This is a genomic window from Cupriavidus sp. FW306-01-F10A (genome assembly GCF_058782785.1).
On record NZ_JBYSYA010000002.1, the window covers coordinates 328487 to 340792 of the forward strand.

10 protein-coding genes and 1 other RNA gene are annotated in these 12306 nt (G+C 64.2%); 5 read left to right on the forward strand and 6 right to left on the reverse strand.

What is annotated here, in order from left to right; all coding sequences use genetic code 11:
* Positions 1-30: 30 nt before the first annotated feature.
* The 3 genes from serC to gyrA form a co-directional block, all read right to left on the reverse strand.
* Complete coding sequence (serC, locus tag AC3WLF_RS04550; protein WP_492317449.1) at positions 31-1188, reverse strand: 3-phosphoserine/phosphohydroxythreonine transaminase; 1158 nt, start codon at positions 1186-1188, stop codon at positions 31-33.
* Positions 1189-1347: 159 nt separating this feature from the next.
* Complete coding sequence (locus AC3WLF_RS04555) at positions 1348-1911, reverse strand: DUF2059 domain-containing protein (RefSeq protein ID WP_010812962.1); 564 nt, start codon at positions 1909-1911, stop codon at positions 1348-1350.
* Between the two features lie 94 nt (positions 1912-2005).
* The gene (gene gyrA / locus AC3WLF_RS04560) at positions 2006-4672 is read right to left on the reverse strand and encodes a DNA gyrase subunit A (RefSeq protein WP_492317451.1); all 2667 of its coding nucleotides are present in this window, start codon (positions 4670-4672) and stop codon (positions 2006-2008) included.
* A 433-nt stretch (positions 4673-5105) separates the two neighbouring features.
* On the opposite strand from gyrA, the gene ompA reads away from it, so the two are divergent.
* The 5 genes from ompA to AC3WLF_RS04585 all read left to right on the forward strand — a co-directional run bounded on the left by ompA (position 5106) and on the right by AC3WLF_RS04585 (position 8292).
* Positions 5106-5759 (forward strand): outer membrane protein OmpA, encoded by a 654-nt coding sequence (gene ompA, locus AC3WLF_RS04565; protein ID WP_010812964.1) that lies wholly within the window; start codon positions 5106-5108, stop codon positions 5757-5759.
* A 125-nt stretch (positions 5760-5884) separates the two neighbouring features.
* Complete coding sequence (gene ubiG, locus AC3WLF_RS04570; protein ID WP_492357890.1) at positions 5885-6643, forward strand: bifunctional 2-polyprenyl-6-hydroxyphenol methylase/3-demethylubiquinol 3-O-methyltransferase UbiG; 759 nt, start codon at positions 5885-5887, stop codon at positions 6641-6643.
* A complete protein-coding gene (gene gph / locus AC3WLF_RS04575; protein ID WP_492317453.1) occupies positions 6640-7314 on the forward strand; it encodes a phosphoglycolate phosphatase in 675 nt (224 codons plus the stop codon). The genes ubiG and gph overlap by 4 nt, the downstream gene beginning before the upstream one ends.
* An 83-nt stretch (positions 7315-7397) precedes the next feature.
* Positions 7398-7756: a transfer-messenger RNA gene (ssrA, locus tag AC3WLF_RS04580) on the forward strand.
* A gap of 314 nt (positions 7757-8070) precedes the next feature.
* A complete protein-coding gene (locus AC3WLF_RS04585) occupies positions 8071-8292 on the forward strand; it encodes a DUF2188 domain-containing protein (RefSeq protein WP_492317454.1) in 222 nt (73 codons plus the stop codon).
* Positions 8293-8505: 213 nt separating this feature from the next.
* Here the strand turns inward: AC3WLF_RS04585 and AC3WLF_RS04590 are convergent, their stop codons facing one another.
* The 3 genes from AC3WLF_RS04590 to AC3WLF_RS04600 all read right to left on the reverse strand — a co-directional run bounded on the left by AC3WLF_RS04590 (position 8506) and on the right by AC3WLF_RS04600 (position 12202).
* The gene (locus AC3WLF_RS04590; protein ID WP_492317455.1) at positions 8506-10227 is read right to left on the reverse strand and encodes a gamma-glutamyltransferase family protein; all 1722 of its coding nucleotides are present in this window, start codon (positions 10225-10227) and stop codon (positions 8506-8508) included.
* A gap of 132 nt (positions 10228-10359) precedes the next feature.
* Positions 10360-10896, reverse strand: coding sequence for a DUF1097 domain-containing protein (locus tag AC3WLF_RS04595; RefSeq protein ID WP_492317456.1), 537 nt, complete (start codon positions 10894-10896; stop codon positions 10360-10362).
* A 37-nt stretch (positions 10897-10933) separates the two neighbouring features.
* Complete coding sequence (locus tag AC3WLF_RS04600; RefSeq protein ID WP_492317457.1) at positions 10934-12202, reverse strand: amidohydrolase family protein; 1269 nt, start codon at positions 12200-12202, stop codon at positions 10934-10936.
* Positions 12203-12306 lie beyond the last annotated feature (104 nt).

A 12306-nucleotide genomic window follows, 5' to 3' on the forward strand; every position in this document is an offset into this window, starting at 1 on the left:
ACGTGCGCGGGCAGCCAGCGGGAATGCGCGTCAGGCGGACGTACGCTCGAACTCGCGCATGAAATCGACCAGCGCCATCACGCCTTCCAGCGGCATCGCGTTATAGATGCTGGCGCGCATGCCGCCCACGGTCTTGTGTCCCTTGAGCTGCACCAGGCCGTTGGCCCGCGCCTGCTGCAGGAACGCTTCATTGCGCGATTCGTCGCCCAGGAAGAACGGCACGTTCATGCGCGAGCGGCAGCTCGGATGGATCTCGTTGCGATAGAAATCGCTCTGGTCCAGGTAGTTGTACAGCGCCGACGCCTTGGCGATATTGCGCTGCTCGATCGCGGGCACGCCGCCCTGGCGCTTGAGCCACTTGAAGACCAGGCCGGCGATATAGATCGCATAGGTCGGCGGCGTGTTGTACATCGAGTTGTGCTCGGCCACCAGGCGCCAGTTGAATGCCGACGGGCACAGCGGGTGGGCGTGACCGAGCAGGTCGTCGCGCACGATCACGATGGTGACGCCGGCCGGGCCGATATTCTTCTGCGCGCCGCCGTAGACCACCTGCACGCGCGACCAGTCGATCGGGCGCGACAGGATATGGCTGGAAGCGTCCGCCACCACCACGCGGTCGCCCTTGACCTGGCCGATATCGGGAATGTCCTGGAACTCCACGCCGACGATGGTTTCGTTGGTGCACAGGTGCACGTAGCCGGCATCGTCCGACAGTTTCCAGTCCGCAACGTCGGGGATGCGGTGGAATTTCTGCGCCTCGCTCGTGGCAGCGATATTGACCGCGCCATAGCGGCGGGCTTCCTGCTCGGTCTTGACCGACCAGGTGCCGGTGACGACGAAATCGGCCTTGGGCTGCTCGGCGCTGCGCAGCCGCATCAGGTTCAGCGGCACGATGGCGTTTTCGCCGATGGCGCCACCTTGCAGGAACAGCACCTTGAAATTGGCGGGGATGTGCAGCAACTCGCGCAAGTCAGCGATCGCTTCGTTATGGATGCTTTCGAATTCGCGGCTGCGGTGGCTCATCTCCATCACCGAAACCCCGGTCCCGTGCCAGGACAGCATCTCCTCGGCAGCCTGTTGCAGCACTTCGGCGGGCAGCGCCGCCGGGCCAGGGGAGAAGTTGTAGACACGTTCGGCCAATGCACGCTGCATCATGCCGGCAAGAGCGGGATTCTGGGGATCGTTCATGAGACGGGGAATGGAAAAATGGCTGCCGGTGTTACCCAAGCAGCCATTATCCCTCAAACCCGCGCCCCGTTGGGCACCCGGGGCCAGGCCCCGGGGCCGCACTTGCCTGCAAGGCTGCAGGCGGGCGGCGGTCTGATTCAGTCGCGGATCACGCCAGCATCACTTCGAAGCGGCGGTGATTTCCTTCTCTGCGGCGTCGCGCATCGACTTGCCGACCTGCGGGCCGTACTTCTGCATCATCGAACCCCAGATCTCCTGGGTCGCCTTGCCCTGGTTGGCCATGAACTTCTGGCCGGTCGGCGACTTAAGGAAGGTGGTCAGGTCCTTGAGTTCCGCCGTCGAGTAGTACTTGCCGAAGGCATCGTAGTGCGCCTGGATCGCGTCCTTGCGGAAGCCATCGGTGCTGAACGCCGAGCCGGCGCCGTCAACCATGCGCTGCACCGCGCCGTTCTTCTTCAGCTTTTCGACAGCGGCCTGCTTCTGCTTGTCGTTCAGGGTCTTGTTCTCGACCAGCACTTGTTCCAGCACCAGCGGAGCTTCCTGCTTGGCGCCTTGCTGCCAGTTTTCGGCCTGGCCCTTGACGGCCTGGTCAGCCTGCATGACGGAAAGCAGTTCCTTGATGGCTGCTGTCTTTTCCGCATCCTGCGCATGGGCGTGCTGCGCCATCATGAAGGTCGGAACGAAAGCGGCCAGAACTGCGATACGTCGATAGGTTTTGAGCATTGTGACTCCCTGGTAAATACGTCCGTTTTAGTCCGGACAGCCGCGAGGCGAGTTCCGGCTGGCGTCCTATTGTTGCAACAATTTACGATTTGTCTTACGGATTAGCGTCCAAGTCGGCCCCGGCAGCACCTTCTGCACCGTCGGCGTCTTCAGCCTCGTCGCCACCGGCACCGTTGTCGGCATCGCTTTCGACGATGCGCTGCAGCCCGGACAACTTGGTGCCTTCGTCAACGTTGATCAGCGTGACACCCTGCGTGGCGCGGCCCATTTCGCGGATTTCAGCCACGCGGGTACGGATCAGCACGCCGCCGGTGGTGATCAGCATGATCTCATCCTCGGGCGAAACCAGTGCTGCCGCCACCACACGGCCATTGCGCTCGCTCGTCTGGATCGCAATCATGCCCTTGGTGCCGCGGCCGTGTCGAGTGTACTCAGCAATGGGGGTGCGCTTGCCGTAGCCGTTCTCGGTCGCGGTCAGCACGCTGCCGCGCATGCCCGCCTCAGCCTCTTCGGCGGTCTCGGCCGGCGCCACCAGCATGGCGATTACGGTCTGGCCGTCTTCAAGGTTCATGCCGCGCACGCCGCGCGCCTGGCGGCCCATCGGACGCACGTCGTTCTCGTCGAAGCGCACGGCCTTGCCGGCATCGGAGAACAGCATCACATCGTGCTGGCCGTCGGTCACGGCCGCGCCGATCAGGTAGTCGCCCTCGTCCAGGTCGACCGCAATGATGCCGGCCTTGCGCGGATTGGAGAACTCGGTCAGGGCGGTCTTCTTGACCGTGCCGCGGGCGGTGGCCATGAAGATGAAGTGCTCGGCGTCAAACTGCTTGACCGGCAGGATCACATTGATCTTCTCGCCTTCGGACAGCGGGAACATGTTGACGATCGGGCGCCCGCGCGAGTTGCGGGAGCCCTGCGGCACCTCGTACACCTTCAGCCAGTAGAGCCGGCCGCGGTTAGAGAAGCACAGGATGTAGTCGTGGGTATTGGCCACGAACAGCGTGTCGATCCAGTCGTCTTCCTTGGTCGCTGCCGCCTGCTTGCCGCGTCCGCCACGCTTTTGCGCGCGGTACTCGGAAATCGGCTGGCTCTTCATATAGCCGCTGTGCGACAGCGTGACCACCATGTCCTGCGGCGTGATCAGGTCTTCGGTGTCCAGCTCGGTCGCGTTCAGCTCGATCTGCGAACGGCGCTCGTCGCCGAATTCGGCGCGGATAGCGGTGAGTTCGTCGATGATGATGGCAGTAATACGCTCCGGCCGCGCCAGGATATCCAGCAGGTCGGTGATTACCGCCATGATGTCGCGATATTCCTGGACGATCTTGTCCTGTTCGAGCCCGGTGAGGCGTTGCAGGCGCATTTGCAGGATTTCCTGCGCCTGGCCATCCGACAGGCGGTACAGGCCGTCTGCCTGCATGCCGAACACCGGCGGCAGCCCGTCCGGACGATAGGAGGCGCGGCCGCCCGGGGTCTCGCCTTCGGCGCGCGCAAGCATTTCGCGGACCAGGGCCGAATCCCATGCCTTCGCCATCAGTTCCTGCTTGGCGATCGGCGGCGTCGGTGCGGCCTTGATGATGGCGATGAATTCGTCGATATTGGCCAGCGCCACGGCCAGGCCTTCCAGCACGTGGCCGCGCTCGCGCGCCTTGCGCAGCTCGAACACCGTGCGGCGGGTGACGACTTCGCGCCGGTGCGCCAGGAAGTACTCCAGCATCTGGCGCAGGTTCAGCAGGCGCGGCTGGCGGTCGACCAGCGCCACCATGTTCATGCCGAAGGTGTCCTGCAGCTGGGTGTTCTTATATAGGTTGTTGAGAACAACCTCAGGCACCTCATTGCGCTTGAGCTCGATCACCACGCGCATGCCAGACTTGTCCGACTCGTCGCGGATGTCGGAAATGCCCTCGATCTTCTTTTCAGTGACCAGTTCGGCGATGCGCTCGAGCAAGGTGCGCTTGTTGACCTGGTAGGGCAGCTCATCGACGATGATCGCCTGGCGCTGGCCGCGGTCGATGTCCTCGAAGTGCGTCTTGGCCCGCATCACCACGCGGCCGCGGCCGGTGCGATAGCCTTCGCGAACGCCCTGGATGCCATAGATAATCCCGGCGGTCGGAAAATCAGGCGCCGGAATCAATTCAATCAGCTCATCCACCGTCGCCTGCGGGTTGCGCAGCAGGTGCAGACAGCCATCGACGATTTCATTCAGGTTATGTGGTGGGATATTGGTGGCCATGCCCACCGCAATACCGGACGAACCGTTGATTAGCAGATTGGGAATACGCGCCGGCAGAATCGAAGGCTCTTTTTCAGAGCCGTCGTAGTTGCTGTCGAAATCGACGGTTTCCTTGTCGATGTCGAACAGCATCTCGTGGGCGATTTTCGCCAGGCGGATTTCGGTATAACGCATGGCCGCGGCGTTATCGCCGTCGACCGAACCGAAATTACCCTGGCCGTCGACCAGCATGTAGCGCAGCGAGAAGTCCTGCGCCATGCGGACGATGGTGTCGTAGACTGCGGTATCGCCGTGCGGGTGATACTTACCGATCACATCACCGACGATACGGGCCGACTTCTTGTAGGGTCGGTTCCAGTCGTTGTTGAGCTCGTGCATCGCAAACAGCACGCGCCGGTGCACCGGTTTCAGGCCGTCCCGCACATCAGGAAGCGCCCGGCCCACGATCACGCTCATGGCGTAATCGAGATAGGAGCGGCGCATTTCCTCTTCGAGGGAGACCGGAAGGGTTTCTTTTGCGAATGGATCCATTGCGGCGTGGTTTATGCGGCAGGTTTAAGCGAATGACAGGCCCTTTAGCGCGCGGCACGGTGGGCGCCTGACGGCTGGGCAACGTGCCATTCTAACATGCCGCCACCCCCCGCCTGCCGCTCTCCGGACAGCCCTTGCGCACACCTCCCGAGGCCCTGACTGAAACCCGGAATCCCTGATGCCACAAGGCTTTGCGGGCGATACAAGACCCATGTTGCACAAACACCACAGGCCCAAAACCCATGCGGCGAATCGAATATATTTACTTCTTAGGAAACGACCCTTGTGGCACAATTCCCCAGCGAAGAGCCAGACATTGTTCGAAGTGGAGCATCCACCACATCGAGAATGTTATACTCCGAAGAATGTATGACTTGTTTTCGTCCATTTGCTCGCAGTAACCCTGCGGTGATCTCATCCTGAGAGGAGAAATATGAAAAAATTTGCCAAGCTCGCGCTCGTTGCAGCTACCGCAGTAATGGCTGCATCCGCTCAAGCTCAGTCCGTCCCTTATGAAAAGAAGGCAGTGAACGACAACTGGGGCAACGGTACGAGCGAGTACGTGTGGAAGAATGGCACGAACGAGCTCTGCTGGCGCGACAGCTCCTGGACCCCGGCCACCGCCAACGCGCTGTGCGACGGCGCCCTGGCCCCGGCCGCACCGGCACCGGCACCGGCTCCGGTGGCTCCTCCGGTCGTCTCGAGCGAGAAGGTCACTTTCGCTGCTGACACCCTGTTCGACTTCGACAAGGCTGTCCTGAAGCCGGAAGGCAAGGCCAAGCTGGACGACCTGGTCTCGAAGCTGCAAGGCATCACCCTGGAAGTCATCATCGCCGTTGGCCACACCGACTCGTTCGGTTCGGACAAGTACAACGATCGCCTGTCGATCCGTCGTGCTGAATCGGTCAAGGCTTACCTGGTGAGCAAGGGCGTTGAAGCCAACCGCGTCTACACCGAAGGCAAGGGCAAGCGCCAGCTGAAGGTCGATCCGAAGTCGTGCAAGGGCAACCGCAAGTCCCAGATCGCCTGCCAGCAGCCGAACCGCCGCGTGGAAGTCGAAGTGGTCGGCACCCGCAGCGCACGTTAATCGGATTCTTTCCGACGACGAAAAGCCCAGCGCAAGCTGGGCTTTTTTTTTGGTACAGTTGCCCGGACTGTCCCTCTCTTCCCTTCACACCGCCGGCGCGGCTAGTGCCGCCGGCCCCGCATACGATGACGTTGCAATCGCAAACCCTTTCCGCAGCCGGTGCCGCCAATCAGGACCTGCCGCGCCGCAATGCCGATCCGAAGGAAATCGACAAGTTCAGCGAACTGGCCCACCGCTGGTGGGACCCGGAAAGCGAGTTCAAGCCGCTGCATGAGCTGAACCCGCTGCGCCTGGGCTGGATCGACGGCATCGCCGGCCTGGCCGGCAAGCGCGTGGTCGACGTGGGTTGCGGCGGCGGCATCCTGTCCGAAAGCATGGCACGCCTGGGTGCCACGGTGCGCGGTATCGATCTCTCGACCAAGGCATTGAAGGTAGCGGACCTGCACAGCCTGGAGACCGGCGTTGCCGTCACCTACGAAGAGATCGCCGCAGAAGCGCTGGCCGCACGTGAACCGGCGAGCGTCGATGTGGTGACTTGCATGGAGATGCTGGAGCATGTGCCCGATCCGGCGTCGATCGTGCAAGCCTGTGCCACGCTGGTCAAGCCCGGCGGCCATGTGTTCTTCTCGACCATCAACCGCAACCTGAAGGCCTACCTGCTGGCCATCGTCGGCGCGGAATACGTGCTCAATATGCTGCCGCGCGGCACGCACGACTACGACAAGTTCATCACGCCGTCCGAGCTCGCGCGCTTTGCCCGCCAGGCCAGGCTGGACCTGTTGGAAATGCGCGGCATGACCTACAACCCGCTGTCGCAGGTGTATGCGCTGGGCCGCGACACCGATGTGAACTACATGATGGCGTTCCGCCGGGTGGCAGCATGAGGGCCGGCATTGCAGGGGTCTTCTTCGACCTGGACGGCACGCTGGCAGATACCGCGCCGGACCTGGCGGCGGCCGCCAACCGGCTGGTCGTCGAACGCGGCCAGGCGCCGGTGGCCTATGAAAAACTGCGTCCCGTCGCCTCGCACGGCGCGCGCGGACTGCTTGGTGCAGCCTTCGGCCTGCGTCCGGAGGATGCAGAGTTCCCGGCGCTGCGCGATGTCTTCCTGGACTACTACGAGGCCGACATCGCGGTGCACACGCGCCTGTTCGACGGCATGCCGCAAGTGCTGGCCGCGCTCGAGGCAGCGGGCATCCCGTGGGGCATCGTCACCAACAAGATCGCCCGCTTCACCGTGCCGCTGGTCGCCGCGATCGGCCTGGCCCCGCGCGCCAGCGCGGTCGTCAGCGGCGACACCACGGCCCACGCCAAGCCGCACCCCGCCCCGCTGCTGCATGCCGCGGCAAGCGCCGGCGTCGACCCGCGCCAGTGCGTCTACGTGGGCGATGACCTGCGCGACATCCAGGCCGGCAAGGCCGCCGGCATGATCACCGTCACCGCCGCCTATGGCTATTGCGGCGACGCCGAACCGCCCGAGACCTGGGGCGCCGACCACCTGATCCGCCACCCGGCCGAGCTGATCCCGCTGCTGTTGCCCGCCGCGGTCGCCTGATTGTGTCGCAGGGTTATCCTGGCCGAGCCAGGAACTCCCCGCGACAGCTTGCGTCCAACCGGGTACAATCCAGCTTCCTCACTGGGGCCGACCTGGTTTCGACGTGGGTTACAAAGCAGTGGAGGGCATACCGAGGACCCGTCACCTCGTTAATCAATGGGAATGCAATAACTGCTAACGACGAACGTTACGCACTGGCCGCTTAATTGCGGCCGTCCTCGCACTGGCTCGCTGACGGGCTAGGGTCGCAAGACCACGCGAGGTCATTTACGTCAGATAAGCTCCGGAAGGGTCACGAAGCCGGGGACGAAAATCTAGTGACTCGCCGTTGCAGAGCGTGTTCGTCCGCGATGCACCGGTTAAATCAAATGACAGAACTAAGTATGTAGAACTCTCTGTGGAGGGCTTACGGACGCGGGTTCGATTCCCGCCGGCTCCACCAGTATTCAGTCCGATGCAATACCAGCAGGTCTAGAAACCCGCGCAAGCCCAAGGCTTCGCGGGTTTTTTCTTTGGCGGCCGGATCCCCCGCCATCTGCCTTCCAGGACGGCATCCGTATCGCACCGCCGCGTTTGCAGTTGTTTGCAGTCATTACCCCAGCGCTGGCCTACGCTGGAATTGCTGCAGGCCGGGCAACGCACGGCATCAGCAACACAGTGCTCCACAGGCGGGCTGGCCTGGCACCGGCTCCCGTTGCCAGGCCCTTTCTCCACGCCCGCGCGAACGCACATCGTCCACATGAAACGGAGTTGGCGATGCCAATCAAGTCCATCGAGGTCATGCTCACGCGAGACGCGCAGTGGGCCCTGGAATACGACCGCGATAACCCCGGACCGGTCTACCCGTCCCGCGATGCCGCGATTGCCGCAGGCCTGCAGCTGGCGATGACCCACGATGCTGTCCTGACGATTCATGGCATCAATGACAAATCGGACGCGTTCGATTTCAGGGAATTGCACGCTCCTTTGCTCCATTGATGGTTGGTGCTATCAGCGCGCAATGGAAAGCAACATCCCCAGAATTGGGGATGCCCGGATCGCGTAGCGGCACCATCATGGCATGCGGGCGTACTGCGACTCGCCCGCTACCACTTGTGGCCCTCGTCCTCCCTGGCCGAGGGCTTTTTCTTGGGTGACGCACCGGCACCGCGCAGCGTCAGCGGGAAGCGCGGCAGGCGCTGGTGCGCCGGTTTATACCCCCAGCGCCCGGCCATCGCTGCGCGGGTCGTGCGCGCCGGCAAGCTGGCCGCCGGCATCGATCCGGATCGCACCCGGATGGCCGGCCAGCTGGCTTTGCGCAGGGATCGGGCTCAGTTGATGGCCGCGCGCGGCAAGCTCGCTGAACACCGGCAGGCCGGCATCCTGTTCCAGCTTGAGGCTGTCGCGGCTGTCCGAGAAGGTCTTGCCCAGCAGGAAGCGCGGGCGGCGCAGAGCCGTCAGCGGATCCATGCCGTAGTCGATCATCCGTGTCAGCACCGCGGCCAGTGTCTGCGGCTGGCCGTCGGCGCCTTGCGTGCCGTACAGCAGGTGCGGCCGGCCCTGCTTCAGGTAGATGCCGGGATTGAGGGTATGGAATGGCCGCTTGCCGCCGCGCAGCACGTTGGGGCTGGCGGGATCGAGGCTGAACGATGCGCCGCGGTTGTGCCAGAGCACCCCCGTGTCGCCGACGACCAGGCCGCTGCCCCAGTCGAAATAGACGGTCTGCAGCATGCTCACGCAGCGGCCCTCGCGGTCGGCGGCGCCGATGTAGACCGTGTCGCCGGGCTTGAACACATGCGGCCACGCCATGGCGCGGTCCATGCGGATGCGGCGCGCGTGGGCATCGAGATTGGACCTGGACAACAGCCGGTCCAGCGGCACGTCGACAAAATCGGGATCGGCGACATAGCGGTTGCGGTCCAGGAACGCCAGCTTCACCGCCTCGACCAGCAGGTGGTAATAGTCTGCGCTGCCTTCCGGGATACCGGACAGATCGAACCGGTCGAGGATGCCCATGATCTCCAGCGTGGTCACGCCTTGCGTGGGCGGACGCAGGCCGAGCAGTTCGCCGTCGCGGTAAGCGACGCGCAGCGGCACTTCTTCGCGCGCCTGGCAGCGCGCCAGGTCCTGTTCGCGCAACGGCGAGCCGGCCTTGGCCAGCCCGGCGGCAAGGCGACCGGCGAGGTCGCCCTCGTAGAATTCGCGCCCGCCTTGTGTCGCCACCCGGTCCAGGGTGCGGGCCAGCTCGGGCTGGCGGAACATTTGGCCCGGCCTGGGCATGCGCCCGTCTGGCATGAAGACCTGTCCGAAGCCATCCCAGCCTGACAGGTCCGCCGAGCGGAACTCCTGCCAGAAGCACTGTGACGGCGTGACCGGGAATCCGTTGGCGGCGTACTCGGTGGCCCGCGCCAGCAGCGCCGACCACGACTGCGTGCCGCCCCACTGGTCCCGGCTGAAGGCAAAGGCGCGGTCCCAGATCGCAACGGTGGCGGCGGCAGTGAGGGCCGCTGCCGGGCCCCTCAGCGGAATGGTGCCGGCATAACCCGAGGTCTCGGACGCGGCCTGGCCGATGCCGGAGAACGTGCGCACATTGCCGCCGCGGTCGCTGACCACCAGGAAGGCGTCGCCCCCCAGGCCGGTAAAGTGAGGATATGTCACGCTCAGCACTGCACCGATGGCAATCGCCGCCTCGATGGCGTTGCCCCCGGCCTTCAGTACCTCAAGCCCCGCCTGGCTGGCCAGTCCATGCGGGCTCGTGACCATGCCCGTGGACGAATGCGCCAGCCCCGCGCGCCCGGATTGCGCCGGCTCCTGCGCCAGTTCCTGCCCGACAGCGGGCAATACTGTGCTGCCCGCCAGCGCGGCCGAGCCGGCCAGGAATGCCCGACGCGACGTGCCGGTGCCGCAAGGATCCACTTCACCCAGAAATTCCATACTCACTTCCCCCGGATACGCGGCGACCGTCCGACGCTGACATTCCCTACGCGCCGGCCGCCGCGATAACGATTCGATGATGGCGCCGGGTCAAGCCGCGCCTTGCACGCAGACCCGGCAGGACACGTCGGCTCAGGTCTCGGTCTTCCAGCCCTGCCATGGGCGTTCGGCAACGGATTCCGGCGCGGCATAGTGATGCTTGATCCAGGCATAGGCCGGCCCGAGCGCATTCATGGCGATCACCGCCCCGAGCGCGACAACGGGATCGCCCGGCACCGGGCCGAAGCCGCCGAACAGCGTTGCAAAATACGAGGCAAAGCCAAAGAACATGCCGGGGATGAAGCGCAGCCTGACGAACACGCGTGCGAGGTACATCATCGAAGCGTTGAGCGTGAACAGGATCACCATCTCCGCCACGATCAGCGCAGGGCCGGAGAACTGCTCGGCTGCCTGGCGGAAGCAAAGCACGATGACAAAGGCAAAGAGCGAGCCCACCGGCAGCGTCGGCCAGATCTTCTTCAGGTTCTCCGGCGTGGGACCGCCCATGGCAAAGGTCGCGGCCCAGCTGATGAAGATGGCCCATGGCGGCAGGTGCGAGGCATGCGCGGCGATGGGAACAGTGGTGATGGCAAGCAGTGAGGCCACGACTTCGGCAGGCAGCTTTCTCATGATCGACTCCTTGATGGACGGGGAACGGGCATTGCTGTCAGTGCGGGCAGCACCGGTGCCGATGGATCTCGCAGCGATGCTGCGTGACCACGGTGATCTTGCCGCGCTTCACCACCCAGAGCCGCGGCGGGATGTCGATCAGCGCATCGGCCACCTGGAAGGTATCGAGCACGACCAGGTCCGCCTGGCGCCCGACCTTGAGGCCATAGGTGTCGTGCAGGCCGATCGCGCGCGCGGCGTTGTGCGTGCCCATGTCGAGCACCGCGAGCTGGTGCTCGGGCACGCCGAACTGGGCCACGTGCGCCAGCATGTTGCCGATCTGCAGCATGTCGGCCTTGCCGAACGGGGTGAAGGCATTGCGGATATTGTTCGAGGAATACGCCACGTTGACCCCGCCGCTGTGCAGGGCCTTCACCGGCGTCAGCCCGCGGCGCTGGTTCTGGACGTCCTTGCGGCCGCCGAGATAGAGATCGGTGGCGGGCAGCGTGACGATGCTGATGCCGGCCTCGCGGATCTGCTCGATCAGCGGCTGCAGCTGCGCCGCGTCAAGCGCGCCCAGGCTCGTGACATGGCCCAGCGACACGCGCCCCTGGTAGCCGGCTTCGATGGTCTTCTGCGCGATATATGACACTGCGGCAAAGCGCTGGTCGCCGGTGTCGTCGGCAAAATCGGCATGCATATCCACCGGCGCGTCATAGCGTTGTGCCAGTTCGAAGACCATGTCGATATGGCGCATGGTGTCGGCCCAGCTCAGCTCGTTGTACGGACAGCCGCCGACCACATCGGCGCCCATGTCCATGGCCTCTGTCAGCAGCTCGCGGGTGCCCTGCGATTTCAGGATGCCCTCTTGCGGGAAGGCCACGATCTGCAGGTCGAGCAGATCGTGGTACTCCGATTTCAGCTCAAGCAGCGTCTCCACCCCGATCAGCCCCTGGATCAGGTCGACATCGGGATGCGCGCGGATCGCCACCGTGCCGTTCCTGACCGCCATGTCCAGCACCTGGCGCGAGCGGTCCAGCACATCCTGGCGCTGCTGCTTGCTTTTCAGGATACCGGTGACGCGGATGGCTTCGTCCAGCGTGCCGAAGCGCGCCGGCAGGCGGCGGTGCAGCAGAGCCTTGTCCAGGTGCAGGTGCGCTTCGACCAGCCCCGGGATGACGGCGCGGCCGCCGGCCTCGATCACTTCATGCGCCGGCACGTCGATGCCGGGCTCGATGGCGGCGATGCGGCCGTCGCGGATGGCGATATCGGTCAGGGGCGCGTCGTCGCGAACGCAGGCGTCCCGGATCAGCAGATCCAGCTGCATGGCTTGTCTCCTCAGGTCTTGTTATGCAGGCGAAGTCAGGGCTTCGCTACCTGAAGCGTAGGTGCCGGGCCGGCATCGCTACATCAGGATTGGCTGAATTCGAC

Excerpts from the sequence above, each read along its gene's own strand:
- serC (WP_492317449.1), bottom strand. The coding sequence starts at position 1,188 with ATGAACGATCCCCAGAATCCCGCTCTTGCCGGCATGATGCAGCGTGCA.
- AC3WLF_RS04555 (WP_010812962.1), bottom strand. The coding sequence starts at position 1,911 with ATGCTCAAAACCTATCGACGTATCGCAGTTCTGGCCGCTTTCGTTCCG.
- gyrA (WP_492317451.1), bottom strand. The coding sequence starts at position 4,672 with ATGGATCCATTCGCAAAAGAAACCCTTCCGGTCTCCCTCGAAGAGGAA.
- ompA (WP_010812964.1), top strand. The coding sequence starts at position 5,106 with ATGAAAAAATTTGCCAAGCTCGCGCTCGTTGCAGCTACCGCAGTAATG.
- ubiG (WP_492357890.1), top strand. The coding sequence starts at position 5,885 with ATGACGTTGCAATCGCAAACCCTTTCCGCAGCCGGTGCCGCCAATCAG.
- gph (WP_492317453.1), top strand. The coding sequence starts at position 6,640 with ATGAGGGCCGGCATTGCAGGGGTCTTCTTCGACCTGGACGGCACGCTG.
- AC3WLF_RS04585 (WP_492317454.1), top strand. The coding sequence starts at position 8,071 with ATGCCAATCAAGTCCATCGAGGTCATGCTCACGCGAGACGCGCAGTGG.
- AC3WLF_RS04590 (WP_492317455.1), bottom strand. The coding sequence starts at position 10,227 with ATGGAATTTCTGGGTGAAGTGGATCCTTGCGGCACCGGCACGTCGCGT.
- AC3WLF_RS04595 (WP_492317456.1), bottom strand. The coding sequence starts at position 10,896 with ATGAGAAAGCTGCCTGCCGAAGTCGTGGCCTCACTGCTTGCCATCACC.
- AC3WLF_RS04600 (WP_492317457.1), bottom strand. The coding sequence starts at position 12,202 with ATGCAGCTGGATCTGCTGATCCGGGACGCCTGCGTTCGCGACGACGCG.